Source organism: Streptomyces sp. NPDC036813 (genome assembly GCF_055609245.1).
In genome coordinates, this window is record NZ_JBVJPV010000001.1 from 590376 (window position 1) to 616087 (window position 25712).

General features: G+C 72.0%; 20 protein-coding genes. 7 read left to right on the forward strand and 13 right to left on the reverse strand.

Annotated features, from left to right (window positions below; all coding sequences use genetic code 11):
- Positions 1-105: 105 nt before the first annotated feature.
- Together ACZ67Q_RS02490 and ACZ67Q_RS02495 are read left to right on the forward strand one after the other, a co-directional pair.
- A complete protein-coding gene (locus ACZ67Q_RS02490; RefSeq protein ID WP_471175362.1) occupies positions 106-624 on the forward strand; it encodes an isochorismatase family protein in 519 nt (172 codons plus the stop codon).
- Positions 625-753: 129 nt separating this feature from the next.
- A complete protein-coding gene (locus ACZ67Q_RS02495; protein WP_469807826.1) occupies positions 754-1092 on the forward strand; it encodes a VOC family protein in 339 nt (112 codons plus the stop codon).
- 73 nt (positions 1093-1165) lie between these two features.
- Here the strand turns inward: ACZ67Q_RS02495 and ACZ67Q_RS02500 are convergent, their stop codons facing one another.
- Positions 1166-2524, reverse strand: coding sequence for an MFS transporter (locus ACZ67Q_RS02500; RefSeq protein ID WP_471175365.1), 1359 nt, complete (start codon positions 2522-2524; stop codon positions 1166-1168).
- Between the two features lie 184 nt (positions 2525-2708).
- On the reverse strand, positions 2709-3374 hold the full coding sequence (locus tag ACZ67Q_RS02505; protein ID WP_471175367.1) for a TetR/AcrR family transcriptional regulator: 666 nt from the start codon (positions 3372-3374) through the stop codon (positions 2709-2711).
- Between the two features lie 137 nt (positions 3375-3511).
- On the opposite strand from ACZ67Q_RS02505, the gene ACZ67Q_RS02510 reads away from it, so the two are divergent.
- Positions 3512-4390 (forward strand): shikimate dehydrogenase, encoded by an 879-nt coding sequence (locus ACZ67Q_RS02510; protein WP_471175369.1) that lies wholly within the window; start codon positions 3512-3514, stop codon positions 4388-4390.
- A gap of 8 nt (positions 4391-4398) precedes the next feature.
- The gene (locus ACZ67Q_RS02515) at positions 4399-6201 is read left to right on the forward strand and encodes a TIM barrel protein (RefSeq protein ID WP_471175371.1); all 1803 of its coding nucleotides are present in this window, start codon (positions 4399-4401) and stop codon (positions 6199-6201) included.
- On the opposite strand, the gene ACZ67Q_RS02520 is transcribed toward ACZ67Q_RS02515, so the two are convergent.
- From ACZ67Q_RS02520 to tkt, 8 genes are read right to left on the reverse strand one after another with little or no spacing between them, the layout of a single operon-like run.
- Positions 6188-7651, reverse strand: coding sequence for a membrane-associated oxidoreductase (locus ACZ67Q_RS02520; protein WP_471175373.1), 1464 nt, complete (start codon positions 7649-7651; stop codon positions 6188-6190). The genes ACZ67Q_RS02515 and ACZ67Q_RS02520 overlap by 14 nt on opposite strands.
- Before the next feature lie 45 nt (positions 7652-7696).
- On the reverse strand, positions 7697-8278 hold the full coding sequence (locus ACZ67Q_RS02525; RefSeq protein ID WP_471175375.1) for a histidine phosphatase family protein: 582 nt from the start codon (positions 8276-8278) through the stop codon (positions 7697-7699).
- Between the two features lie 7 nt (positions 8279-8285).
- Complete coding sequence (gnd, locus tag ACZ67Q_RS02530; RefSeq protein WP_471175377.1) at positions 8286-9167, reverse strand: phosphogluconate dehydrogenase (NAD(+)-dependent, decarboxylating); 882 nt, start codon at positions 9165-9167, stop codon at positions 8286-8288.
- 2 nt (positions 9168-9169) lie between these two features.
- Entirely contained in the window at positions 9170-10816 is a 1647-nt protein-coding gene (pgi, locus tag ACZ67Q_RS02535; protein ID WP_471175379.1) for a glucose-6-phosphate isomerase, read from the reverse strand.
- Positions 10809-11744 carry a glucose-6-phosphate dehydrogenase assembly protein OpcA gene (gene opcA, locus ACZ67Q_RS02540; protein ID WP_471175381.1) on the reverse strand — a complete coding sequence of 312 codons (936 nt, stop codon included), beginning with the start codon at positions 11742-11744 and terminating at the stop codon, positions 10809-10811. The genes pgi and opcA overlap by 8 nt, the downstream gene beginning before the upstream one ends.
- Positions 11741-13303, reverse strand: coding sequence for a glucose-6-phosphate dehydrogenase (gene zwf / locus ACZ67Q_RS02545; protein WP_471175383.1), 1563 nt, complete (start codon positions 13301-13303; stop codon positions 11741-11743). The genes opcA and zwf overlap by 4 nt, the downstream gene beginning before the upstream one ends.
- On the reverse strand, positions 13304-14446 hold the full coding sequence (gene tal / locus ACZ67Q_RS02550; protein WP_471175384.1) for a transaldolase: 1143 nt from the start codon (positions 14444-14446) through the stop codon (positions 13304-13306). It abuts the gene before it with no gap.
- 19 nt (positions 14447-14465) lie between these two features.
- On the reverse strand, positions 14466-16541 hold the full coding sequence (gene tkt, locus ACZ67Q_RS02555; protein ID WP_471175386.1) for a transketolase: 2076 nt from the start codon (positions 16539-16541) through the stop codon (positions 14466-14468).
- Positions 16542-16687: 146 nt separating this feature from the next.
- Here tkt and ACZ67Q_RS02560 point away from each other — a divergent pair, with 146 nt between their 5' ends.
- Entirely contained in the window at positions 16688-17593 is a 906-nt protein-coding gene (locus ACZ67Q_RS02560) for a helix-turn-helix domain-containing protein (protein WP_471175388.1), read from the forward strand.
- A 240-nt stretch (positions 17594-17833) separates the two neighbouring features.
- On the forward strand, positions 17834-19228 hold the full coding sequence (locus ACZ67Q_RS02565) for an MFS transporter (protein ID WP_471175390.1): 1395 nt from the start codon (positions 17834-17836) through the stop codon (positions 19226-19228).
- Between the two features lie 45 nt (positions 19229-19273).
- On the opposite strand, the gene ACZ67Q_RS02570 is transcribed toward ACZ67Q_RS02565, so the two are convergent.
- Both ACZ67Q_RS02570 and ACZ67Q_RS02575 read right to left on the reverse strand, forming a co-directional pair.
- On the reverse strand, positions 19274-20668 hold the full coding sequence (locus tag ACZ67Q_RS02570) for a glycoside hydrolase family 16 protein (protein WP_471175392.1): 1395 nt from the start codon (positions 20666-20668) through the stop codon (positions 19274-19276).
- A 912-nt stretch (positions 20669-21580) separates the two neighbouring features.
- A complete protein-coding gene (locus ACZ67Q_RS02575; protein WP_471175394.1) occupies positions 21581-22006 on the reverse strand; it encodes a MarR family winged helix-turn-helix transcriptional regulator in 426 nt (141 codons plus the stop codon).
- A 353-nt stretch (positions 22007-22359) separates the two neighbouring features.
- Between ACZ67Q_RS02575 and ACZ67Q_RS02580 the strand changes: the two genes are divergently transcribed.
- Positions 22360-23697 (forward strand): 6-phospho-beta-glucosidase, encoded by a 1338-nt coding sequence (locus ACZ67Q_RS02580; RefSeq protein WP_471175396.1) that lies wholly within the window; start codon positions 22360-22362, stop codon positions 23695-23697.
- A gap of 245 nt (positions 23698-23942) precedes the next feature.
- On the opposite strand, the gene ACZ67Q_RS02585 is transcribed toward ACZ67Q_RS02580, so the two are convergent.
- Positions 23943-25637, reverse strand: coding sequence for a carbohydrate binding domain-containing protein (locus ACZ67Q_RS02585; RefSeq protein WP_471175398.1), 1695 nt, complete (start codon positions 25635-25637; stop codon positions 23943-23945).
- Between the last annotated feature and the right edge of the window lie 75 nt (positions 25638-25712).

Below are 25712 nucleotides of genomic sequence, written 5' to 3' on the forward strand. Positions count from 1 at the left end.
GCGGGGCGGGGTCGGGCTGTGGAGGGACGGGGGACGGGGGGCGGGCTGCCCGAGGCGGGCCCGGGATGCGTTTCGCGTGCCCGTCGGGCCGACTAGCGTGTCGCCATGCGAATCGACAGCGCGCGTACCGCCCTGATCCTGGTCGACCTGATGGAACGCATCGTCGGTCTGCCGCTGGAACCCCGCTCGGGGAGCGAGGTCGTCGACGCCGCCCTCGCCCTGGCCCGGGAGTGCCGGGCGGCGGGCGGACCGGTCGTCGCGATCCGGGTGGAGCGGCCGCAGGTCGCCGAACAGCCGCAGGGGAGCGGCCTGGTGGCGTCCGTCGCGGACGTCGCGGACCACGTGATCGTCAAGCGCACCATCGGAGGCTTCCACGGCACCGGACTGCACGAGCTGTTGCAGCGGCGCGGCGTGGACACCCTCGTGTTCTCGGGCATCGCGACGAATCTCGGCGTCGAATCCACGGCGCGGTCGGCCGCCGACCACGGTTACGAGCTGGTGTTCGTGGAGGAGGGCATGACCGCGCTCAGCGCCGCGGAGCACACGGCGGCCGTGTCGCTCGACCTCCCCCGCTTCGGCGACGTGGTGAGCCTCGCCGACCTGAAGTGGAACGGGGAGGGCTGACGCGGCCGGGGTCTCGGCCCGCGACGGACGCCTCACGCGCCCGCGGCCCCGACGCTGCGCCGAGGCGTCCGAAGCGACGCGCAGGGGCGGTGCTTGCCGTGGAGGCGTTCGACTCCTAGCCTGCCCGGGGTGATCAATGGGGCGCACGTGGTGCTGTACAGCAGGGACGCGGAGGCCGACCGGGCCTTTCTCAGGGACGTGCTGGGCTGGCCGCACGTCGACGCCGGCAACGGCTGGCTGATCTTCAAGATGCCGCCCGCGGAGGTGGCCTGTCACCCGGCGGACGGTGAGCCGTCGCACGAGCTGATGCTGATGTGCGACGACCTGACCGCCACGATCGCCGAACTCGCCGACAAGGGCGTCGACTTCAGCCCCGTCGTGCAGGCGCCCTGGGGCCGCCTGACCGGGTTCCGGCTGCCGGGCGGCGGCGAGATCGGACTGTACGAGCCACGGCACCCGCGGCCGTAGCGCAGCACCCGGTGCAGTAAGGGGCCCCGGTCGCCGTGGGGTTCGGCTTCCGGGGGCCCAGGGGTGCGGACGGTCAGGCCGTCACCGTCTCCTGCTGTGCCGCCCGGGACGCGGGCCGCTCCCCGAGCAGCTCCGTGGGCGCCCGGTGCGTCTCCCGTGCCGAGAGCGCGGCGATCACCGGCGGCACGCACAGCGCGGCCGTGAACAGCGCCACCGCCGCCCAGTCGTCCCCGCCCGGTCCGGCGATCTGCGCCGCGAACGTCACTGCGAAACCGGCGATCGCGAACCCGGTCTGGGTGCCGACGGCCATGCCGGACAGCCGGACCCGGGTGGAGAACATCTCGCCGTAGAACGCGGGCCACACGCCGTTCGCGGCGCTGTAGACGATCCCGAACGCGAGGACGCCGCAGACCAGCGTCAGCGGGTAGGAGCCGGTGGAGATCGCCCACAGGTACAGCGCCATCGTCACCGCGCTGCCCACCGCGCCGACCAGGTACACCGGCCGGCGGCCGATCCGGTCCGACAGCCGGGCCCACAGCGGGATCGCGCCGAGTGCCACCAGGTTGGCGAGCGCCCCCACCCACAGCATCCCGGACCGGTCCATTCCCACCGCGTCGCTGGTGGCGTAGGCCAGCGCCCACACCGTGAAGATCGTGCTGACGGAGGCGATCAGGGCGCCCGCGATCACCCGGAGCACGTCCGCCCAGTGCTCGCGCACCAGCACCGTTAGCGGCATCTTCACCACGCCCTCGGTCGCCGCCTGCTGGGTGAACGCCGGGGTCTCGGCCAGCCGACGGCGCACCAGGTAGCCGACCACCGCGACCGCGATGCTCAGCCAGAACGGCACCCGCCAGCCCCACGAGAGCAACTGGTCCTCGGGCAGCGCGGCGATCGGCAGGAAGACGAGCGTGGCGATGAGCTGACCGCCCTGGGTACCGCTGAGGGTGAAGCTGGTGAAGAACCCGCGCCGTTGCGGCGGCGCGTGCTCCAGTGTCATGGAACTGGCGCTGGCCTGCTCCCCGGCCGCCGAGATGCCCTGGAGCACGCGGCAGGCCACCAGCAGCACCGGGGCGAGGCCGCCGACCTGGGCGCGGGTGGGCAGACAGCCGATCAGGAACGTCGAGACGCCCATCAGGATCAGCGTGAACACCATGATCTTCTTACGGCCCAGCCGGTCGCCGATGTGCCCGAGGAAGAGCGCGCCGACCGGGCGGGCGGCGTAGGCGACACCGAAGGTGGCGAGCGAGAGCAGGGTCGCGGTCGCCGGATCGGAGGAGTCGAAGAAGACCTTCGGGAAGATCAGCGCGGCCGCGCTGCCGTAGATGAAGAAGTCGAAGTACTCGAGGGCACTGCCGATCCAGGCGGCGGCCGCCGCCTTCCTGGCCTGGCCGGGCGGGGCGGTGGCGTCGTGCGGTGCGGCGGGGACGGACACGGCGTGCTCCTTCGGGGGACTCCACCGTAGGCGGAACGGGGTGAGCGGAAAACCGCGGGACAACGCGGGGAGAGCCGGATCCCCGGGTAATTAACCCACTGGATAGTTAGTCGCGATGGCAAGCGATGTTGCGCCCGTGTTTCCGCGCTGTCAAGAGGTGGCGCCTCCGCGGAGACCCGCGGGGTCAGTCGCCGGCGCGCTCCGCCGTCAGGTACGCGATCACCATGTCGCCCAGCATGGTCCGGTAGCGCGCCCGCTCCGCCGGAGCGAGCAGGTCGCGGTCGAACAGCGCCCCGAAGGTGTGCCGGTTGGAGACCCGGAAGAAGCAGAACGCGCTGATCATCGCGTGCAGGTCGACGGCGTCGACGTCCGCCGTGAACAGGCCCGACTCCTGCCCCGACGCCAGGATGCGGCGGATGACGTCCAGCGCGGGTGAGCCGATCCGGCCGAGCTTCTGCGAGGCCGCGATGTGCTCGGCCTCGTGGATGTTCTCGATGCTGACCAGCCGGATGAAGTCCGGGTGCTGCTCGTGGTGGTCGAACGTCAGCTCCGCCAGCCGGCGGATGGCCGCGACCGGGTCCAGATGCTCGACGTCCAGCATCTGCTCGGCCTCGCGGATCACCGCGTACGCCCGCTCCAGCACGGCCGTGAACAGCTGCTCCTTGCCGCCGAAGTAGTAGTAGATCATCCGCTTGGTGGTGCGGGTGCGGGCGGCGATCTCGTCGACGCGGGCCCCGTCGTAGCCGGCCCGGGCGAACTCCTGGGTGGCCACGTCGAGGATCTCGGCCTTGGTGCGGGCGGCGTCGCGGGTGCGTGTGCCGCTGCGTGCCGGTTCGTCGACGCTGGTCATGGGCTTCCCCCGGTGCGTTGGGCCAGTGCCGCAGATTGTAGAAGGCGGCGGGTCCGCGGTGGGCCGGGGCTTTTCGTGGGCCCGCTCGGCTGATATAGCTAACGTACTGGTTCGTACATTAGCTCCGGAGGTCAGCAGTGCCCGGTGACTCGTTTCTCGTCGGACTGATCGGTTCCGGCATCGGCCCCTCGCTCAGCCCGGCGCTGCACCAGCGCGAGGCCGACCGCCAGGGCCTGCGCTATCTGTACCGGCTCCTCGACCTCGACACGCTCCGGCTGACCCCCGAGGCGGTCGGCGACCTGGTGCGCCGCGCCCGCGACCTCGGCTACGACGGGCTCAACATCACGCATCCCTGCAAGCAGCTCGTGATTCCCTGTCTCGACGCCCTGGACCCCCAGGCCGAGGCGCTCGGCGCGGTCAACACCGTCGTCTTCGACGGCGACCGGGCCGTCGGTCACAACACCGACGTCACCGGCTTCGCCGCCTCCTTCGCCCGGGGCCTGCCCGACGCCCCGCTGGAGCGGGTCGTGCAGCTCGGCGCGGGCGGCGCCGGCGCGGCCGTCGCGCACGCCGCGCTCACCCTCGGCGCCGAGCGGATCACCCTCGTCGACGCCCGGCCGGAGCGGGCCGCCGCCCTCGCCGCCTCCCTGTCCGCGCACTTCGGCGCGGGCCGCGCGGACGGCGCCACGCCGGAGGAGCTGCCCGCGCTGCTCACCGGCGCGGACGGTGTCATCCACGCCACCCCGACCGGCATGGCCGCCCACCCCGGCCTGCCGCTGCCCGCCGAGCTGCTGCACCCGGCCCTGTGGGTGGCCGAGGTGGTCTACCGCCCCCTGGAGACCGGACTGCTGCGCGCCGCGCGGGCGATCGGGTGCGCCACCCTCGACGGCGGCGGCATGGCCGCGTTCCAGGCCGCCGACGCGTTCCGGCTGTTCACCGGGCGGGAACCCGACAGCACGGCGATGCTCGCCGACCTCGCCGCACTGACCGGCGCCGCCGCGACCACCACCCCGTGAGGCCCCCGATGCGCACCTGTATCGCCACCGTCTGCCTGAGCGGCTCCCTCACCGAGAAGCTCACGGCCGCCGCCCGGGCCGGCTTCGACGGAGTGGAGATCTTCGAGAACGACCTGCTCGCCAGCCCGCTGACCCCCGAGGAGATCCGCGCCCGCTGCGCCGACCTCGGCCTCACCATCGACCTCTACCAGCCGATGCGGGACATCGAGGCGCTGCCCGAGGAGGAGTTCGCGCGGGGCCTTCGCCGCGCCCGGCACAAGTTCGAGCTGATGCGGCGGCTCGGCACCGACACGGCCCTCGTGTGCTCCAGCGTCCACCCGCTCGCCGCCGCCGACGACGCCCTCGCCGCCGCACAGCTCGCCCGGCTCGCCGACCTCGCCCAGGACTTCGGCATCCGCGTCGCCTACGAGGCGCTGGCCTGGGGACGGCACGTGTCGACCTACGACCACGCCTGGCGGATCGTCGAGACGGCGGACCACCCGGGGCTCGGCACCTGCCTGGACAGCTTCCACATCCTCTCCCGTGGCTCGGACCCCAAGGGCATCGAGGACATCCCCGGCGACAAGATCTTCTTCCTCCAGCTCGCCGACGCCCCCCGCCTCGCGATGGACGTCCTGCAGTGGAGCCGCCACCACCGCTGCTTCCCCGGCCAGGGCGGCTTCGACGTCGCCGGCCTGGTCCGGCACGTCCTGCGCACGGGTTACACCGGCCCGCTGTCCCTGGAGGTCTTCAACGACGTCTTCCGGCAGGCCGACCCGGGCCCCACCGCCGTCGACGGCCGCCGTTCCCTGCTGGTCGTCCAGGAGGAGACGGGCGCGGACGCGCTGCCCGCGCCGGTCGTTCCCACGGGTGTCGCCTTCGCCGAACTCCTCACCCCCGACCCCGCTCCCGCCGCCGCGGTGCTCGGCGCCCTGGGCTTCACCCGCACCGCCCGGCACCGCGGCAAGCCGGTCGACCTGTGGGAGCAGGGCGACGCCCGGATCCTGCTCAACACCGGCCCAGCCGCCCGCCGCGACGGCACCCGGCTCGCCGCGCTCGGCCTCACGACACCCGACCCGGCCGGCGCTGCCCGCCGCGCCGAGGCCCTGCTCGCCCCCGTCCTGCCCCGCCGCCGCGCCCCCGGCGACGCGCCGCTGGAGGCGGTGGCCGCACCCGACGGCACGGAACTCTTCTTCTGCGCGACCGGTGCCGCCCCTGAACTCCCCTACTGGCGCGCCGACTTCACGGAGACCGCTCCGGCCCCGCAGGACCCCGCCATCCGCGGCATCGACCACCTCGCGCTCACCCAGCCCTGGCACCACTTCGACGAGGCCGCCCTCTTCCACCGGTCCGTCCTCGGCCTGGACGCCCAGGAGAGCGTGGACCTGGCCGACCCCTACGGCCTGATGCGCAGCCGCGCCGTCGCCACCGCCGACGGCGCCGTCCGCCTCGCGCTCACCGTGGGCGCGGCCCCCGGCGACGCGACCGTGCACGCCCGCCACATCGCGCTGGCCTGCGACGACGTGGTTGCCGCGGCGCGCCGCTTCCGGGCGGCGGGTGGGCAGCTGCTGCCGTTGCCCGCCAACTACCACGACGACCTGGCCGCCCGCTTCGACCTGCCCGAGGAAGAGCTGGCCGCCTACCGCGACCTCGGCATCCTCTACGACCGCGACCCGCACGGTGGCGCGTTCCGCCACTGCTACACCCGCACGGTCGGCCACGTCTTCTTCGAACTCGTCCAGCGCGACGGCGGCTACGGAGGCTACGGCGCGGCGAACGCACCCGTGCGGCTGGCGGCCCAGCACACGGCGAACGGCTTCACGGGCGGCTGACGGCGCGGGTGACGCCGGTGACCACGGTGGTGGCCAGCAACCAGCCGGTCAGGATCAGGGCGTAGGACAGCGCCTGGTACCAGCCGGTGGGGGAGTAGGCGCTCTCCTGGCCGAAGGAGATCACCGGCAGCAGCAGATCCAGCGTGTAGAACACCGGGTTGAACGGCGGTGCCTCGCCCGCCTTGAGCGGCTGCGGGTGGTGCAGCGCGAACACGACCGAGCCGATCGCCAGCAGCGACAGCAGCCAGCCGGCGGCGCGCAGCGGCCGGAAGCCGTAGCCGACGGTGACGTCCTGGAGATGGCCCCACAGCCGGGAGTACCAGGAGAGCGTCGTGTGCAGCCGGCGCTGCTTGGCCAGTTGCACCAGCCGGGCCGCGTGGTCGTCACCGACGCGCCGGTAGGCGGCGGTCAACTGCTCGTAGGCGTAGGGGACATAGCCGTCGCCGTCGCGCTCCAGCAGAGGCAGGCGGTGCTCGGCGGGCTCATGGGGGGTCAGGGCGGTGTAGGTGAGGTTGCTGAAGAGCACGGCGCCCGGTACGACGTCCGGGGCCAGGAACAGGACCTCCACCTGGCTGCGGCGCAGGTTGACGGTGCCCTCCACGGGCGGGCCGCCGCGCAACCACAGTTCGCCCAGTGTGCAACTGCTGGCCCGCAGCGCCGTGCCGCCGGGACAGGACAGGAGGGTGGACGACAGGTCGAGCCGCCCCGCGATCCGCGCGCCCCGCACGCCGATGCCGCCGTGCACCTCGGCGCTCCGGACCAGCATGTCGCCCCCGACGTCGAGGGTCTCGGCGTCCAGCGCGGCCCCCTCGGGGTGAAACAGGCGGGCGTCGTTGAGGTGGAACGACCCGGCGACCGATGCTCCGCTGAGCCGTATCTGCCCGTGCGTACGCAGGCCCGCCGCCCGCAGATCGGTGCCGATCGCGGTCTGGTTGAGTTGCAGGACGGGCCCCTCGGCGTCGGGGGCGACCACCTGGGCGCTCTCCATGTAGAGGCTGCCGGAGATCTCCGCGCCGCTGAGCCGCACGGTGCCGTGGAAACGGGAGCGGGTCAGGCGCAGCACACCGTCCACGTGCACCGCGTGTGCGACGAGCCCGGGCAGTACGGACTCGCTCAGGTTGAGTTCGCGCAGCCGCGCCGCGTAACACGTCGGCGCCTCGTCGAAGTGGGAGTTCCGCAGGCGCACCGGGAGGTCCACCGTGGCGTAGTCCAGATAGAGCCGTCCGGTGATGCGGGCGCCCCTGAGCGACAGCGAGGCTATCTCGCCGCCCTCCCGGGGGCCGTCGAGGAGCAGGGTCCTGAGTACCTCGGCGCGCACGGTGCGCTCCGGGCCCCAGGTCCCGCCGTGGGCGGGATCGTCGTCCGGGGTGTCGCGAAAGTCCACCAGGTCCCCCCGCGGGAACGCCCGCCAGACCCGCTGCTCCGCCGGTGTCAGATCGTTGATCTCCATCGGCCGCGACTCTGGCGGGCTGATCGCACACTGTCAACCACGCCTCTACGCCCGCACGTTCCACTCCGCGACCACCGGCCGCCCGTGCTCCAGCGACAACCGGCTCACCGTTCCCGTCGCCAGCTGGAACAGCCGCCCCTGTGACGCCGGCAGGCCCAGGCGGCGGGCCGTCAGGACGCGCAGGAAGTGGGCGTGGGCCACCAGGACCACGTCGCCGGCGTCCAACGCAGGAACCACCCGGGCCAGTACCCGGTCCGCCCGTGTCCCCACCTCGTCCGGCGATTCGCCAGGGCTGTCCCCGGGCGGGACGCCGTCGATCCACAGGTCCCAGTCCGGGCGGGTGCGGTGGATGTCGGCCGTGGTGACACCCTCGTACGCCCCGTAGTCCCACTCGTGCAGGTCCGGATCGGGTACCGCGCCGAGGACGCCCGCGAGTTCGGCCGTGCGGACGGCCCGCCGCAGCGGGCTCGTGAGAGCCAGCGCGAAGGGCCGTCCGGACAACAGCGGAGCCAGCGACTTGGCCTGCTCCTCACCGTGGGTGGTGAGGGGCAGGTCGGTGAAGCCGGTGTGCTGTCCCGTCAGGCTCCACTCGGTCTCGCCGTGGCGGACGAGAAGAAGATCTCCCACCGCCTCGTCACTTCTTCGCGGACTCGACGGCGTGACCGCCGAACTGGTTGCGCAGCGCGGCGATCATCTTCATCTGCGGCGAGTCGTCCTGGCGGGAGGCGAACCGGGCGAAGAGGGAGGCCGTGATCGCGGGCAGCGGTACCGCGTTGTCGATGGCCGCCTCGACCGTCCAGCGGCCCTCGCCGGAGTCCTCGGCGTAGCCGCGCAGCTTGTTCAGGTGCTCGTCCTGGTCGAGGGCGTTGACGGCGAGGTCCAGCAGCCACGAGCGGATGACGGTGCCCTCCTGCCAGGAGCGGAAGACCTCGCGGACGTTGTCCACGGAGTCGACCTTCTCCAGCAGCTCCCAGCCCTCGGCGTAGGCCTGCATCATCGCGTACTCGATGCCGTTGTGGACCATCTTCGCGAAGTGCCCGGCGCCGACCCTGCCCGCGTGGACGTAGCCGTAGGGGCCTTCCGGCTTGAGCGCGTCGAAGATCGGCTTCAGGCGGTCGACGTGCTCCTTCTCGCCGCCGACCATCAGCGCGTAGCCGTTCTGCAGGCCCCACACACCGCCGGAGACACCCGCGTCGACGAAGCCGATGCCGCGCTTGGCGAGCTCCTCGGCGTGCTTCTCGTCGTCGGTCCAGCGGGAGTTGCCGCCGTCGATGACGGTGTCGCCGGGCTTGAGGATGCCAGAGAGCTGGTCGATGACGTTCTGGGTGACGGCGCCGGCCGGGACCATGACCCACACCGCGCGCGGCGCGGCGAGCCGGTCGGCGAGCTCGACGAGGTTGTCGACATCGGAGAGGTCGGGGTTGGTGTCGTACCCGACGACCTCGTGGCCGGCGTTGCGCAGACGCTCGCGCATGTTGCCGCCCATCTTGCCGAGACCAACAAGACCGATCTGCATGGTTACTTCACTTCCTTGAGGTCGCGGTAGGCCGCGACGAGCGCTGCGGTGGACGGGTCGAGACCGGGTACGTCCGCCCCTTCGGTGAGGGCGGGTTCGACCCGCTTGGCGAGGACCTTGCCCAGCTCCACGCCCCACTGGTCGAAGGAGTCGATGTTCCAGATCGCGCCCTGCACGAACACCTTGTGCTCGTAGAGGGCGACCAGCTGGCCCAGCACGGACGGGGTCAGCTCGGGGGCCAGGATCGTGGTGGTGGGGTGGTTGCCCTGGAAGGTACGGGCGGTGACCTGCTCCTCGGGCACGCCCTCGGCGCGCACCTCGTCACCGGTCTTGCCGAAGGCGAGGGCCTGGGTCTGGGCGAAGAAGTTCGCCATCAGCAGGTCGTGCTGGGCCTTGAGGCGGTCGCTCAACTCGGCGACCGGGCGGGCGAAACCGATGAAGTCGGCCGGGATCAGCTTGGTGCCCTGGTGGATCAACTGGTAGTACGCGTGCTGGCCGTTGGTGCCCGGCGTGCCCCACACCACCGGGCCGGTCTGCCATTCCACCGGGCGCCCGTCGCGCTGCACCGACTTGCCGTTGGACTCCATGTCCAGCTGCTGCAGGTACGCGGTGAACTTCGACAGGTAGTGGCTGTAGGGCAGGACGGCGTGCGACTGCGCGTCGAAGAAGTTGCCGTACCAGATGCCCAGCAGGCCCAGCAGCAGCGGGGCGTTGGCCTCGGCGGGCGCGGTGCGGAAGTGCTCGTCGACGGTGTGGAAGCCGTCGAGCATCTCCCGGAAGCGGTCCGGGCCGATGGCGATCATCAGGGACAGGCCGATCGCGGAGTCGTAGGAGTAGCGTCCGCCGACCCAGTCCCAGAACTCGAACATGTTGTCGACGTCGATGCCGAAGGCGGTCACCTTCTCCGCGTTCGTCGACAGCGCGATGAAGTGCTTGGCCACCGCCTTGTCCTCGCCGCCGAGGCCGTCGAGCAGCCAGGCGCGGGCCGAGGTGGCGTTGGTGATCGTCTCGATCGTCGTGAAGGTCTTGGAGGCGACGATGAACAGCGTCTCGGCCGGGTCCAGGCCGTGCACCGCCTCGTGCAGGTCGGCCCCGTCGACGTTGGAGACGAAATGGAACGTCAGGTCGCGGGCCGTGAAGGCGCGCAGTGCCTCGTACGCCATCGCCGGGCCCAGGTCGGAGCCGCCGATGCCGATGTTGACGACGTTGCGGATCCGCTTGCCGGTGTGGCCGGTCCACTCACCGGAGCGGACCCGCTCGGCGAACGCGCTCATCTTGTCGAGCACGGCGTGCACCCTGGGCACCACGTTCTCGCCGTCCACCTCGATCACCGCGTCCCGCGGGGCGCGCAGCGCGGTGTGCAGCACGGCCCGCTTCTCGGTGACGTTGATCTTCTCGCCGCGGAACATGGCGTCGCGCAGACCGAACACGTCGGTGGCGGTGGCCAGTTCCTGCAGACGGGCGAGGGTCTCGTCCGTGATCAGGTTCTTGGAGTAGTCGATGCGCAGGTCACCGACGCGCACGACGTACCGCTCGGCGCGCCCCGGGTCGCTCGCGAACAGCTCCCGCAGGTGGGCCTGCCACTCGGCGCGGTGGTCCTCCAGAGCGGTCCACTCGGGCCGCCGGGTCAGCAACGGGCTCTCAGACATGTGCGACGGTCTCCTTGCTTCCCTCGCCGCGCAGGGCGATGGCGTACATCTCGTCGGCGTCGAGGCGGCGCAGCTCCTCGGCGATGAGTTCGGAGGTTGCGCGGACCTTCAGCGCCAGGGTGCGCGAGGGCTGGCCGGGCAGGGTCAGCGTGGCCAGCGGGCCCTCGGGCCGGTCGATGACGATCTCGCCCTCGGCGGTGCCCAGGCGGACGGCCGTGACGACCGGACCGGCGGTGACGACCCGGTCCACGGTGACGGCGAGGCGGGCCTCCAGCCAGCGGGCCAGCAGCTCGGCGGCCGGGTTGTCGGCCTCGGCCTCGACGGCGGCCGAGATCACGGTCGCGCGGGCCTGGTCCAGGGCGGCGGCCAGCATCGAACGCCACGGGGTGAGCCGGGTCCAGGCGAGGTCGGTGTCGCCGGGGGCGTAGGTGCGCTCCCGGGTCTGCAGCATCTCCAGCGGGTTCTCGACCGCGTACAGGTCGGTGATGCGGCGCTGGGCCAGCGCGCCGAGGGGGTCCTTGGAAGGGTTGTCCGGCGCGTCCACCGGCCACCACACGACGACCGGGGCGTCGGGCAGCAGCAGCGGCAGGACGACGGAGTCGGCGTGGTCGGACACATCGCCGTAGGTGCGCAGCACGACCGTCTCGCCGGTGCCGGCCTCCGAGCCCACCCGGACCTCGGCGTCCAGCCGGGACGCCTGGCGGTCGCGCGGGGTGCGGGCGTGCCGCTTGATGACGACCAGGGTGCGCGAGGGGTGCTCGTGCGAGGCCTCCTCGGCCGCCTTGATCGCGTCGTAGGCGTTCTCCTCGTCCGTGACGATGACCATCGTCAGGACCATGCCCACCGCCGGGGTGCCGATGGCGCGGCGCCCCTGGACGAGGGCCTTGTTGACCTTGCTTGCCGTGGTGTCGGTCAGGTCGATCCTCATGGCCTGCGCCAGCTCCGTCCGTCTCGTGCGAGCATCTCGTCCGCTTCCTTGGGTCCCCAGCTGCCCGACGGGTACTGCGCCGGCCTGCCGTGCGTGGCCCAGTAGCCCTCGATCGGGTCGAGGATCTTCCAGGACTCTTCCACTTCCTGGTGGCGCGGGAACAGGTTGGCGTCGCCGAGCAGCACGTCCAGGATGAGGCGCTCGTACGCCTCCGGGCTGGACTCGGTGAAGGACTCGCCGTACGCGAAGTCCATCGTGACGTCCCGGATCTCCATGGAGGTGCCCGGCACCTTGGAACCGAAGCGGACCGTCACGCCCTCGTCGGGCTGGACGCGGATGACGATCGCGTTCTGGCCCAGCTCCTCCGTGGCCGTGGAGTCGAAGGGGGAGTGCGGGGCGCGCTGGAAGACGACCGCGATCTCGGTGACCCGGCGGCCGAGCCGCTTGCCGGTGCGCAGATAGAAGGGGACTCCCGCCCAGCGGCGGTTGTCGATGCCGAGCTTGATCGCGGCGTAGGTGTCGGTGGTGGAGTTCGGGTCGATGCCGTCCTCCTCCAGGTAGCCGCGCACCTTCGCACCACCCTGCCAGGCGGGCGCGTACTGGCCGCGCACCGTGTGCTTGCCGAGGTCCTCGGGCAGCCGTACCGCCTTGAGGACCTTCAGCTTCTCGGTGAGGAGCGACTCGGCGTCGAAGGCGGCCGGTTCCTCCATCGCGGTGAGCGCCATCAGCTGGAGCAGGTGGTTCTGGATGACGTCACGGGCCGAGCCGATGCCGTCGTAGTAGCCGGCGCGGCCGCCGATGCCGATGTCCTCGGCCATGGTGATCTGGATGTGGTCGACGTAGGACCGGTTCCAGATCGGTTCGAACATCTGGTTCGCGAAGCGCAGCGCCAGGATGTTCTGGACGGTCTCCTTGCCGAGGTAGTGGTCGATGCGGAACACCTGGTCCGGTTCGAACACCTCGTGCACGATCGCGTTCAGCTCACGGGCGCTCGCGAGATCGTGCCCGAACGGCTTCTCGATGACCGCCCGCCGCCAGGAGCCCTCGGGGCCGTCCGCCAGGCCGTGCTTCTTCAGCTGCTGCACGACCTTCGGGAAGAACTTCGGCGGCACCGACAGGTAGAAGGCGTAGTTGCCGCTGGTGCCGCGGGCGGCGTCCAGCTCGTCGACGGTCTGGCGCAGCTGGTCGAAGGCGCTGTCGTCGTCGAAGTCGCCGGGGATGAAGCGCATGCCCTCCGACAGCTGCTGCCAGACCTCCTCACGGAAGGGGGTGCGGGCGTGCTCCTTGACGGCGTCGTGCACGACCTGCGCGAAGTCCTGGTCCTCCCAGTCCCGGCGGGCGAAGCCGACCAGCGAGAAGCCCGGCGGCAGCAGACCCCGGTTGGCGAGGTCGTACACGGCCGGCATCAGCTTCTTGCGGGACAGGTCGCCGGTCACGCCGAAGATGACGAGCCCCGAGGGGCCCGCGATCCGCGGCAGCCGGCGGTCGCGCGGATCGCGCAGCGGGTTGGCCCAGTCGGCGGCCTCGGCCGTCAGTTCCATCAGCGGTGTCGCGGTCATTTACGCTGCCACCCCCTTGCTGTCCATGGCCTTCGCCACGGCGTCGAGCAGGTCCTGCCAGGCCGTCTCGAACTTGGCGACGCCCTCGTCCTCCAGCTTCTGCACCACCGCGTCGTAGGAGATGCCGAGCTTCTCCACCGCCGCGAGGTCGGCGCGGGCCTGCGCGTAGCCGCCGGACACCGTGTCGCCGGTGATCTCGCCGTGGTCGGCGACGGCGTTCAGGGTGCCCTCGGGCATCGTGTTGACGGTGCCCGGGGCGACCAGCTCGTCCACGTACAGGGTGTCCTTGTACGCCGGGTCCTTCACGCCGGTCGACGCCCACAGCGGGCGCTGCTTGTTCGCCCTGGACCCGGCCAGGGCGAGCCAGCGCTGACCGGCGAAGACCTCCTCGTAGGCCGCGTAGGCGAGGCGGGCGTTGGCGAGCGCGGCGCGGCCCTTGAGCCCGAGGGCCTCGTCGGTGCCGAGGACGGTCAGGCGCTTGTCGATCTCGGCGTCCACGCGGGAGACGAAGAAGGACGCCACGGAGTGGATCGCGGACAGGTCCAGGCCCTTCGCGGCGGCCTTCTCCAGGCCCGCGAGATAGGCGTCCATCACCGCGCGGTAGCGCTCCAGCGAGAAGATCAGCGTGACGTTGACGCTGATGCCCTCGGCGATCACCTCGGTGATGGCGGGCAGACCGGCCTTGGTCGCCGGGATCTTGATCATGACGTTGGGGCGGTCCACCAGCCATGCGAGCTGCTTGGCCTCGGCGATCGTCGCCGCCGTGTGGTGGGCGAGGCGGGGGTCGACCTCGATGGAGACCCGGCCGTCGCGGCCGCCGGTCGCCTCGTACACCGGGCGCAGCACGTCGGCGGCGGCGCGCACGTCGGCGGTGGTCATCATCCGGACGGCCTCGTCGACCGTCACTTCGCGCACGGCCAGCTCGGCGAGCTGGGCCTCGTAGCCCTCGCCGGAGCCGATGGCGGCCTGGAAGATCGACGGGTTGGTGGTGACGCCGACGACGTGCTTGGTGGCGACGAGCTCGGCGAGGTTGCCGCTGTCGATGCGGGTGCGCGAGAGGTCGTCCAGCCAGATCGACACGCCCTCGTCGGACAGGCGCTTGAGGGCTACCGCGGAGGCGGTTGCTTCGGTCACAGTGATCATCTTCCTTCTGGCGATCGGATCAACCGCGCACGGCGGCCAGCGATTCCCTGGCTGCTGCGGCGACGTTCTCGGGGGTGAAGCCGTACTCGGCGAACAGGGTCGTGGCGTCGGCGGAGGCGCCGAAGTGCTCCAGGGACACGATGCGGCCGGCGTCGCCGACGTAGCGGTACCAGGTCAGACCGATCCCGGCCTCGACCGCGACCCGGGCCTTCACGGCCGGCGGCAGGACGGACTCGCGGTAGGCGCGGGGCTGCTCCTCGAACCACTCCACGGACGGCATCGACACCACACGCGTGCCGATCCCCTCGGCCTCCAGTCGCTCCCGCGCGGCGACGGCCAGCTGCACCTCGGAACCGGTGGCGATGACGATCACCTCCGGGGTGTCGGTGGACGACTCGCGCAGTACGTAGCCGCCCTTCGCCGCGTCCGGGTTCGGCGCGTACGTCGGCACGCCCTGGCGGGTGAGCGCGAGCCCGTGCGGGGCGGGACGGGTGGCGTGCCTCTTCAGGATCTCGGCCCAGGCGGCCGCGGTCTCGTTGGCATCGGCCGGGCGGACGACGTTCAGGCCCGGAATGGCGCGCAGCGAGGCGAGGTGCTCCACCGGCTGGTGGGTCGGGCCGTCCTCGCCGAGACCGATCGAGTCGTGCGTCCACACGTAGGTCACCGGCAGCTGCATGAGTGCCGACATCCGGACCGCGTTGCGCATGTAGTCGGAGAACACCAGGAAGGTGCCGCCGTAGACGCGGGTGTTGCCGTGCAGGGCGATGCCGTTCATCTCCGCCGCCATCGAGAACTCACGGATCCCGAAGTGGACGGTACGGCCGTACGGGTTCGCCTCCGGCAGCGGGTTGCCCTCGGGCAGGAACGACGACGACTTGTCGATGGTGGTGTTGTTGGAGCCGGCCAGGTCGGCGGAGCCGCCCCACAGCTCCGGGATGACCCCGCCGAGCGACTGCAGGACCTTGCCGGAGGCGGCGCGGGTCGCGACGGCCTTGCCCTCCTCGAATACCGGCAGCGCCTCCTCCCAGCCCTCGGGGAGACGGCCGGCGACGATCCGGTCGAACAGCTCGGCCCGCTGCGGCTGCTCCTCGCGCCAGACGGCGATCTGCTTGTCCCAGGCGGCGTGCGCGTCGGCGCCGCGGTCAAGGGCGGCGCGGGTGTGGGTGAGGACGTCGGCGTCCACCTGGAAGGTCTGCTCCGGGTCGAAGCCGAGGAGGCGCTTGGTGGCGGCGACCTCCGCCTCGCCGAGCGCGGAGCCGTGGGAGGCCTCGGTGTTGCGCGCGTTCGGGGCGGGCCAGGCGATGATCGTGCGCATCGCGATGATCGACGGCCGCCCGGTCTCGGCCTGCGCGGCCCTCAGGGCGGCGTACAGGGCGTGTACGTCGATGTCGCCGTCCTTGGCGGGCTCGATGCGCTGGGTGTGCCAGCCGTAGGCCTCGTACCGCTTCAGCACGTCCTCGGAGAACGCCGTCGCGGTGTCGCCCTCGATGGAGATGTGGTTGTCGTCGTAGAGGAAGACCAGGTGGCCGAGCTTCTGGTGGCCGGCGAGGGAGGAGGCCTCGGCGGAGACGCCTTCCTGGAGGTCGCCGTCGGAGACGATCGCCCAGATCGTGTGGTCGAAGGGGGACTCGCCGGCCGGGGCCTCCGGGTCGAACAGGCCGCGCTCGTAACGGGAGGCCATCGCCATGCCGACGGCGTTCGCGACGCCCTGGCCGAGCGGGCCGGTGGTGGTCTCCACTCCGGCGGTGTGCCCGTACTCGGGGTGGCCGGGCGTCTTCGAGCCGTGGGTGCGGAAGGCCTTCAGGTCGTCCAGCTCCAGCTCGTACCCGGCGAGGTACAGCTGGGTGTAGAGGGTCAGCGACGTGTGGCCGGGGGAGAGGACGAAACGGTCACGGCCGGTCCACTCCGGGTCGGCGGGGTCGTGCCGCATCACCTTCTGAAAGATCGTGTACGCCGCCGGGGCCAGGGCCATCGCGGTGCCGGGGTGGCCGTTGCCGACCTTCTGCACGGCATCCGCGGCCAGGAGCCGGGCGGTGTCGACGGCACGCCGGTCGAGGTCGGTCCACTCGAGGGTGTCGGGTGTCTGCGTGCTCATCTTCAAGAAGTCCTCGCAAGAAGCGCTGCTTATGCTCTGACGCGTTCAAACTTAAAAGTCTGACTTTTTCGCCGGAAGGTCTGCGTGTGTCAGCCTGTGGTGAAAGTGGGACACCGAGCGCGCGACCGGGACGGCACGAGAAGGACATGGCGGACACAACCAGGCACAACGGGGACGCCGGCGAGGACGTGGACGGGATCAGAACCTTCCCCTTCCCGGTCGGAATGAGCGTCGGCGGTGTGGGCATGCAGGTCGGCCCGATGGGCAGCGGTCGCACCTGGCACTCCGAGGCTCCTCTCGACCGCGTCCACCGCATCGACTTCCACGTCGTCATGCTCTTCACGCACGGCCCCGTCCGCCACATGGTCGACTTCGCCGAGTACGAGGCGAACGCCGGTGACGTCCTGTGGATCCGCCCGGGTCAGGTCCACCGCTTCTCGAAGGAGACCGGGTACCGCGGAACAGTCCTGACCATGCAGCCCGGCTTCCTGCCCCGCACGACCGTCGAGGCCACCGGCCTGTACCGCTACGACCTGCCGCCCCTCCTCCACCCCGCCCCGGCCCAGCTCACCGGTCTGCGCACCGCCTTGGAGCAGCTCCGGCGCGAGTACGAGGACACCGACACCCTGCCGCCCGGCCTGCACACGGCGGTGCTGCGGCACACCCTGACCGCGTTCCTGCTGCGCCTCGCGCATCTCGCCGCCAGCTCCACGGAGGCGGCACGGCACCCGGGCGACACCACCTTCACCCGCTTCCGGGACGCGGTGGAAGAGGGCTTCGCCACCAACCACAGCGTCAGCGCCTACGCCGACGCCCTCGGTTACTCCCGCCGCACCCTCGTCCGCGCGGTGCGCGCCGCCACCGGGGAGACACCCAAGGGCTTCATCGACAAACGGGTCGTCCTGGAGGCCAAGCGGCTGCTGGCGCACACCGATCTCCCCATCGGCCGCGTCGGCGCGGCGGTCGGCTTCCCCGACGCCGCCAACTTCTCCAAGTTCTTCCACCAGCACACCGACCGGACACCGGCCGCGTTCCGGGCGGATCTGCGGTAGGGCGCGACCGGCCGGGCCGGGCCTGCGGAACTGCGACAGGCCGCGACCGGCCGTGCCGGGCCGCGGTCGAGACCGGTGGCTGACGGGTCGTCACCCGCCGTGCCCGCAGTGCACGGGGGCAACGAGGCAACACCCGCGGCGGCAGCGGCTCTTTGCCGTCCCCGCAAAAACCCTCGGAGGGCACCGAGGCACGGCGCCAGCATGGCCGGACACCTGCCGTGTACCCGAGAGGCCCACCCCATGACCGTGACCGCGCCGGCCCCGTCCGCGCCGCCCCCGCTGAACACGCGCAGACGCTGGGCAGTTCTAAGTGTCTGCTGTCTGAGCATGTTCCTGGTCGGTCTCGACACCACCGTCGTCAATGTGGCGCTGCCCGCCGTCGGGGACGGCCTGGACACCGGCACCCGCGGCCTGGAGTGGACCGTGGACGCCTACACCATCGTGTTCGCCGCTCTCCTGATCTCCTCCGGAGCGCTCGCCGACCGCCTGGGCCGGCGCCGCGTCTTCCGGTCCGGGCTGGTGCTCTTCGGCGCCGCCTCGCTGGCCTGTGCGGCGGCCCCCTCGGTGGGGATGCTCGTCACGGCCCGGGCCGTCCAGGGTGTCGGGGCCTCCATGCTCAGCCCGGTGGCGCTCGCCATCGTGGTGAACGCCATGCCGGAGCCGCGCGAGCGCGCCCGGGCGATCGGCGTGTGGGCCTCGGTCTTCGGCCTCAGCATGGCCGTCGGACCGGTCACCGGCGGCGCGCTCCTCGCCGCGTTCGGCTGGCGGTCGGTGTTCTGGATCAACGCCCCGGTCATCGTGGCCACCCTGCTGCTCACGGCGCTGTTCGTGCCGGAGTCCCGCGCCGCGGGCCGGCCGCGCCGGCTCGACCCGCCCGGCCAGGTGCTGCTGGCCCTGCTCGTCGCCGTCGTGGTCGGGCTGCTCATCGAGGGTCCGCACCTCGGCTGGCTCTCCGCGACGGCCCTGGCCGGGTACGCCGTCGCCGCGGGGGCCGCACTCGCCTTCGCGTACGTCGAGTCCCGTCGGGACGAACCCCTGATGGACCTCGGCCTGTTCCGCCGCCCGGCCTTCGCCGGCGCGGTCCTGGGAGCGGTGGCCGTCTTCCTCGCCCTGAACGTGACCCTCCTGCTCAACACGCTGTACCTGCAGCACGCGCGTGGCTGGACGCCCCTGCACGCCGGAGCGGCGACCCTGCCCATGGCCCTCGGCGCGGTCGTCTGCGCCCCCTGGTCCGGCGCGCTCACCGGCCGTCACGGCCCGCGTCCGCCCCTCACCGCGGCCGGCGTGTTCCTCACCGCGGGCGGCCTGTCCCTGCTCGGGCTGGACCGGCACACCCCGGTGTCCCTGCTGCTGTCGGCCTACCTCCTCATCGGCATCGGGTTCGGCTTCGCCAACGCTCCCCTCACCAACACCGCCGTCAGCGGTCTGCCCCGCAGCCGCGCCGGGGTGGCCGGGGCCGTCACCTCCACCGCACGCCAGCTCGGCTCGGCACTCGGCATCGCCGTAGCCGGCGGTCTCGCCGCGGGAGCCGGTCCCGCCCGGCTGGCGGACGCCGTCCGCCCCGGGTGGCTCGTGGTCACCGGCTGCGGCCTGTTCCTGCTGTCCGTGGCGCGGGTGGGCCGGCCGACGGCGTGACACTCCTCGACGCCGTCGGCGGCCTGCTGCGGGCGTGGGACGCGCTCAGTGCCCGAAGTCGAACCAGTTCACGTTGACGAAGTCGGCCGGCTGGCCGCTGGTGAACGTCAGATAGACGTCGTGGACGCCCGTGACGGCGCTGATGTTCGCCGGGACCGTCCGCCAGGACTGCCAGCCGCCGGTGTTGGCCAGCGCGAAACTGCCGATCGGGGCGTTGCTGCGGCTGTCGAGACGCACCTCGACCAGACCGCTCACGCCGGACGCGGCACCGCTCGCCACCCGGGCGTAGAACTGCCGGGCCGCCGTGGAGCCGAAGTTCACCCCCTTGTACAGGGCCCAGTCACCGTTCGCCACGGCACCGATGTTCTGCCCGCCGCCGCTGTCGGAGGTCGCCTCGGTGATCGTGCCGGACTGGCTGTCGTAGGACTCGGCCTGTACGGGGCTGTAGGCGTCGCGGTTGCCGGAGGGCGGGGGAGTGGTACCGCTCCCACCGGCCGTCAGCACCTGCACGTAGTCCACGACCATCGGGTGGCCCGGCTGGGTGTCGCCGTCGAGCCCGCCGCCGAAGGCGTCCGGGAAGCCGCCGCCCATGGCCACGTTGAGGATGACGAAGAAGCCGTGGTTGGTGGCGTTGGCCCAGGTGGCGGCGTCCATCTGATTCGCCGTCACCGTGTGGTAGACGACGCCGTCGACCGAGAAGCGGATCGCCTCCGGGCTCACCGAACGGTCCCACTCCATCGCGTAGGTGTGGAAGCCGGACTGGCAGGTGGTGTTCGGACAAGCGGTGGAGTTGCCGATGCCGGTGGTCTCGTTGCAGGGGCCGCCCGGGCTGGTGCCGCAGTGCATGGTGGCCCACACCTTGTTCAGGCCCTGCACGTTCTCCATGATGTCCAGCTCGCCGACGCCGGGCCAGTTCTGGTAGTTGCCCCGGTAGGGCGCGCCCAGGGCCCAGAACGCAGGCCAGTAGCCCTCGGCGGCGGTGCCGGTGACGTTCGGCATCTGGATCCGGCCCTCGACGCGCAGCTTGCCGCCGGCCGGTGGCTGGAAGTCGGTGCGCACGGTTTCGATGCGGCCGGACGTCCAGCGGCCGGCGGAGTCGCGCTGCGGGGTGATGCGCAGATTGCCGCTGCCGTCGAGCGAGACGTTGTTCGTGCTGCTGGTCATCGTCTCGACCTCGCCGGTGCCCCAGTTGGCGGGGCCGCCGGGGTAGGAGATGCCGGTGTCGTACTGCCAGTTGGCGGTGTTGACGCCGGAGCCCGCGGGGCCGTCGAAGTCGTCGACGAAGACGCGCGTCCAGCCGGACGGGGGTGTCGGCGCGGCGGCGTCGGCGGACGGGACGGCGATGCCCGCCGCGGCGGCGGCCAGGCCCAGAGTGCCGAGGGCGGCGACGAGGGCCCGCAGCAGCGGGCGGCGTCTGGGTGTGCCGGGGGATGCGGTCATGGGGGTGCCTCTCGGAGTCGCAAGCGGATGCCGTTTGAGAGCGCTCTCAAGTGCGGCCAATGTGCTCTCCGCCACTGCGGCCGTCAAGAGGTTGAAGACAACAAAGTCCCTGCGGGGCGCGGGAGTTCGGGTCGCGAATACCGCGAAGGGGGTGAAGGTTCCCGGGTGCGGTGTCGTCGGCGGGGCCGGGGGGCTCGGGGGTCCCGGGGGGCTTCGGCGGTCCCGGGGGGCTTCGGCGGGCTCGGGGGCTTCGGCGGACTCGGCGGTCGCGGCGGCCCTCCCCGTGGGCCCGGGGTTCCCGTGGGCCCGGGGTTCCCGTGAGGTCGGGGTCCCCGTGAGGCCGGGTCCCCGGGGGGCCGGGGGGGGGGCTGGGTGGCGGGGGCCCACGGCTGCCGGGGCCGGTCGGGTGCCTTGGGGTGCCTTTGGTGGAGGTCGGGTGTCCCGCCCCGGTTCCGCGCCGGGCGGGCCGTTCGCGTCGGGGTGCGGGTCCGCGCCGGGCGGTTCACGGGAGGACGCGGATCCTCGCCAGGAGTTCATGTCAGGGCCCGGATCCTCGCCGGGCGGTTCACGGCAGGGTGCGGAACCCCGTCGGGCGGTTCACGCCATGGCGCGGAACCCCGCTGGGCAGTTCATGTCAGGGCGCTGGTCCTCGCTAGGGGGCACGGCGGGGCGCGGATCTCGCCGGGCGGTTCACGGCAGGTCCCCGATCCTCACCGGGCGGTTTCACGCCGGGGCGTGGGACGTGTCGCGGCGGCGTGAGCAGCGTGGCGAGCGCGAAGGGTGACGACGGAACCCGCGCGACGGACGGCCGGCTGCCGGAGCGGAGGGCGGGGCCCGCGGGACTGTCCGGCCTCGATGGCGTGCCGTGCCTCCCAGGGGCGGAGGTCCGGGCTCGGGCCGTCGAGGCCCCGCTCAGTCGAGTCCGGCCTCCGCCACACGCCGGAGCAGCGTGTGCAGCGTGTCGCGGTCCGCCTCGTCGAGCGGGGCGAGCAGTTCCGCCGTCACGCGCCGGCCCGCCTCGTCGGTACCGCGCAGGAAGGCGCGGCCGGCCTCGGTCAGCACGACGATCCGGCTGCGGCGGTCGTCGGGCGCCGGGCGGCGCTCGGCCAGGCCCTGCTTCTCCAGGTCGTCGACGAGCCCGACGATCGCGCTCGGGTCGTACCCGAGCCGGGCCGCCAGCTCGCGCTGAAGGGCACCCTCGGAGGTGGCGAGGAAGCGCAGCACCGCGTAGTGGCGCAGACGCAGCCCGGACTCCTGGAGGAACGCGTTGAACAACTGCCCCGAGCGCAGACCGAGCCGGTAGAGCAGATAACCGGCGTCCGCGTGCAGCGCGCGCATCCACGGCTCGTCCGCGTCGATCGGGGCGGGTTGCTTCGTCTGCCGGGGGCTGATGGCGCTCTCCCTGGGTCTCGGTCGTCGGGTGTCCCAGGATGCCGGATCCAGGGGAGTGCAACAACTATTGCGTACTGCAATTATTGACGCCACCGCTTTCACCGTGCCGGCTTTCACCGTGCCGACCCGCACCGTGCCGACCCGCACCGTGCCGACCCGCACCGTGCCGGCCTGCACCGTGCCGGCGCGGGGAGCGTCGCGACGACCCGCACCATGTCATCACGCCACCGTGGTGCGCGCGGCCGGGCCGGACGGGGTGCCGGGTAGGGTTCCCGCGTGGCGGACGAGGTGGGAGCGGTATGAGGCTGACGATTCTGGGCGGCGGCGGATTCCGGGTGCCGCTGGTGTACGGGGCGCTGCTGACGGACCGCGCCGAGGGCCGGGTCACCGAGGTGGTCCTGCACGACGTGGACGCCGGGCGGCTCCGCGCGATCGCCCGGGTGCTGGCCGAGCAGGCGGCGGACGTCCCCGGCGCCCCGACCGTGACGACGACCACCGACCTCGACGAGGCGCTGCGCGGTGCCGACTTCGTCTTCTCCGCGATCCGCGTCGGCGGCCTCGCGGGCCGTGCCGAGGACGAGCGGGTCGCGCTGGCCGAGGGGGTTCTCGGTCAGGAGACGGTCGGCGCGGGCGGCATCGCCTACGGGCTGCGCACGGTGCCGGTCGCCGTCGACATCGCCCGCCGCGTGGCCGCTCTCGCGCCGGACGCCTGGGTCATCAACTTCACCAACCCGGCCGGACTGGTCACCGAGGCCATGTCCCGCCATCTCGGGGACCGGGTCATCGGCATCTGCGACTCACCGGTCGGCCTCGGCCGCCGTATCGCCCGGGTGCTCGGCGCGGACCCGGCGCAGGCGTGGATCGACTACGTCGGCCTCAACCACCTCGGCTGGGTGCGCGGCCTGCGCGTGGCCGGGCGCGACGAGCTGCCGCGACTGCTCGCCGACGACGCGCTGCTCACCTCCTTCGAGGAGGGCAAGCTCTTCGGCGCGGAATGGCTGCGCTCGCTGGGCGCGATCCCCAACGAATACCTGCACTACTACTACTTCAATCGCGAGACCGTCGCCGCCTACCAGCAAGCCGAGCGCACCCGCGGTGCCTTCCTGCGCGACCAGCAGGCCCGCTTCTACGACCAAGTGCGCGACCCGGCGACGCCCGCCCTGGCCGCCTGGAACCGCACCCGCGCCGAGCGCGAGGCGACCTACATGGCGGAGAACCGGGAGGCGGCCGGCGCGGGCGAGCGCGACGCCGACGACCTGTCCGGCGGCTACGAGAAGGTGGCGCTGGCGCTGATGCGGGCCATCGCCCGTGACGAGCGCACCACGCTGATCCTCAACGTACGCAACCGCTCCACCCTGGCGGCGCTGGATACCGACGCGGTGATCGAAGTGCCCTGCCTGGTCGACGCGAACGGCGCCCACCCGGTGGCGGTCGACCCGCTGCCCGGCCATGTGACAGGGCTGGTCTGCGCGGTGAAGGCCGTCGAGCGCGAGGTGCTCGCGGCGGCCACGTCCGGCTCCCTCACGACTGCGGTAAAGGCGTTCGCGCTGCATCCGCTGGTCGATTCGGTGACCGTGGCGCGGCGCCTGACCGACGGCTACCGGGCCGTGCATCCCGGGCTGGCGTATCTCACCTAGCCTGCGGGCCCGGCCGGGTCCTGACGTCCTGCGGGCCGGCCGGCCGCTCCCCCGTGCGCAGCGGCCGGCCGGCCCGATCCCCCGTGCTTCCCCCGCGATCCCGGTGCTTCCCCCGTCCGGGATCCTGTGGTGCTCCCCCGTTCCCGGTATCGAGAGCGCCGAGGCCGCCGTCTGATACACCCTCGCGGAGAAAAAGTTCCCCCCGGCGCCGGAGGCCGGGGGGAACGCGGGGAGAGGGGGTGGGCTCAGCCGGTGAACCCGGCCGTGATGGACGTGAACTGCCAGTTGGTCTGGCTGGTCCCGGAGCAGTTCTCCGCCACGCCGCCGCCCGGGCAGGGCCGGTCACGGTTGACCGACCAGAACGCGAGCCGGGCGATGTGGTGGGAGTTCGCCCAGTCGCGGATCTGGGTCCAGATCTGCGGCGTGGTGTTCTCCTGCTGGTCGGACAGACCGTTCATGCCGGAGATGCCGATGTGGGCGTAGGCGGTGGCGTCGTCCCACCCGAAGGTGGACTTCAGCTTGGCCTTCAGCCCTTCGGCCGCGTTCACGGTGTTGCCGTACATGTCCGAGCCGCCGCCGAAGTCGAACGGCATGATGGTGAAGACGTCGATGTCGGCGCCCAGCGACTTGGCCTGCTCGATGAGCCGGTTGCCGTAGTACGTCGGACCGGTGGTCGACGTCCCGAAGGTCACGATGGTCTTCAGACCGGGGTTGTTCGCCTTGACCGTCTTCAGCGCGGTGAGGATCTTCGCCTGGACGGCCTCGTTCTCGAACTCGTCGGTGTTCTCGATGTCCATGTCGATCGCCTTCAGGCCGTAGGCGTCGATCACCTTCTGGATCGCCCCGGCGAGCGCGCTCGCGGAGGAACAGTTGGCGCCGAGCTTGCTGCCCTGCCAGCCGCCGAACGACGGGACGATGTCACCGCCGGCGGAGCGGATCGAGTTGATGGCGGACTGGTCGACGCCGCCGGTCAGCGCCCGCTGGCCGTCCCAGGCGGGGGTGCAGCCGCCCGAGTCCAGCACGAACGCCATCGTGAACCACTTCACGCCCGTCGCGCTCATCACCGTCGTCGGGCTCGGCGGGTCGCCCCAGCCCTCGTACAGGTACGGCGCGGCCTGCTTGAAGCCGCCGCCTCCGCCGCCGGTGCCGGCGTCCGTGGTGACCGTGACGGCGTTGGAGGCGCCGGAGACGTTCCCGGCCGCGTCGCGCGCCTTCACGGTGAAGGTGTAACTCGTGCTCGCCGACAGGCCGCTGACCGTGGCGCTGGTCCCGGAGGCGCTCGCCACCTTGCTCGCGCCGCTGTAGACGTCGTAGCCCGTGACGCCGACGTTGTCGCTCGAGGCGTTCCACTTCAGCGACACGCTCGAGGACGTCTTGCCGGTGGACGTGAGTCCGGAGGGCGCGGTCGGCGCCTGGGTGTCCGAGCCGCCTCCGCCGCCGCCCGGCCCGTCGAGGCTGACGTCGTCGGCGTAGTAGGTGCCCTGCGCGTACCACCCGTGGACATAGATGGTGGCACTGGTCTGGGAGGCACCGGTGGTGAACGACACCGACAGCTGGCTGTACGCCGACGGCGACGACGTCCATGTCGAGGCACCGCCGTCGACGCCCAGGTAGACGTAGGAGCCGCGCACCCAACTCTGCAGCGTGTACGTGGTGTTGGGCTGCACGGAGACGGTCTGGCTGCACTTGGCGATGTCGCTCGAGGTCACCGCGCCGGCGAGGGCCTTGCCGCCGCCATGCACGGGGGAGGACACGACGGAGCCGAGGTTGCCGGTGCAGGACCAGGGCGAGAGGGAGCCGGACTCGAAGCCGGGGTTGCCGAGGATGTTGGCCGCCTGCGCGGTACCGGGCAGCGCGATGGCGCCGGTCAGCGCGAGAGCGCCGGAGCCGAGCAGGGCGAGGAGGCGACGCACGGGGCGTCTGGGGGGTGTGGAGCGCACGCGATCTCCCTGAAGGAATGGGGGCGTTCGGGAGTGCACGGATGTGCGGGGTGGTGCGCGCACCAATTTGGTATG

What these genes read in the sequence shown, in the direction of transcription:
- ACZ67Q_RS02580 (WP_471175396.1), top strand. Translation starts at nt 22,360, where the DNA reads ATGAGGCTGACGATTCTGGGCGGCGGCGGATTCCGGGTGCCGCTGGTG.
- zwf (WP_471175383.1), bottom strand. Translation starts at nt 13,303, where the DNA reads ATGACCGCGACACCGCTGATGGAACTGACGGCCGAGGCCGCCGACTGG.
- opcA (WP_471175381.1), bottom strand. Translation starts at nt 11,744, where the DNA reads ATGAGGATCGACCTGACCGACACCACGGCAAGCAAGGTCAACAAGGCC.
- ACZ67Q_RS02560 (WP_471175388.1), top strand. Translation starts at nt 16,688, where the DNA reads ATGGCGGACACAACCAGGCACAACGGGGACGCCGGCGAGGACGTGGAC.
- ACZ67Q_RS02570 (WP_471175392.1), bottom strand. Translation starts at nt 20,668, where the DNA reads ATGACCGCATCCCCCGGCACACCCAGACGCCGCCCGCTGCTGCGGGCC.
- tkt (WP_471175386.1), bottom strand. Translation starts at nt 16,541, where the DNA reads ATGAGCACGCAGACACCCGACACCCTCGAGTGGACCGACCTCGACCGG.
- pgi (WP_471175379.1), bottom strand. Translation starts at nt 10,816, where the DNA reads ATGTCTGAGAGCCCGTTGCTGACCCGGCGGCCCGAGTGGACCGCTCTG.
- gnd (WP_471175377.1), bottom strand. Translation starts at nt 9,167, where the DNA reads ATGCAGATCGGTCTTGTTGGTCTCGGCAAGATGGGCGGCAACATGCGC.
- ACZ67Q_RS02565 (WP_471175390.1), top strand. Translation starts at nt 17,834, where the DNA reads ATGACCGTGACCGCGCCGGCCCCGTCCGCGCCGCCCCCGCTGAACACG.
- ACZ67Q_RS02575 (WP_471175394.1), bottom strand. Translation starts at nt 22,006, where the DNA reads ATGCGCGCGCTGCACGCGGACGCCGGTTATCTGCTCTACCGGCTCGGT.
- ACZ67Q_RS02490 (WP_471175362.1), top strand. Translation starts at nt 106, where the DNA reads ATGCGAATCGACAGCGCGCGTACCGCCCTGATCCTGGTCGACCTGATG.
- tal (WP_471175384.1), bottom strand. Translation starts at nt 14,446, where the DNA reads ATGATCACTGTGACCGAAGCAACCGCCTCCGCGGTAGCCCTCAAGCGC.
- ACZ67Q_RS02520 (WP_471175373.1), bottom strand. Translation starts at nt 7,651, where the DNA reads ATGGAGATCAACGATCTGACACCGGCGGAGCAGCGGGTCTGGCGGGCG.
- ACZ67Q_RS02505 (WP_471175367.1), bottom strand. Translation starts at nt 3,374, where the DNA reads ATGACCAGCGTCGACGAACCGGCACGCAGCGGCACACGCACCCGCGAC.
- ACZ67Q_RS02515 (WP_471175371.1), top strand. Translation starts at nt 4,399, where the DNA reads ATGCGCACCTGTATCGCCACCGTCTGCCTGAGCGGCTCCCTCACCGAG.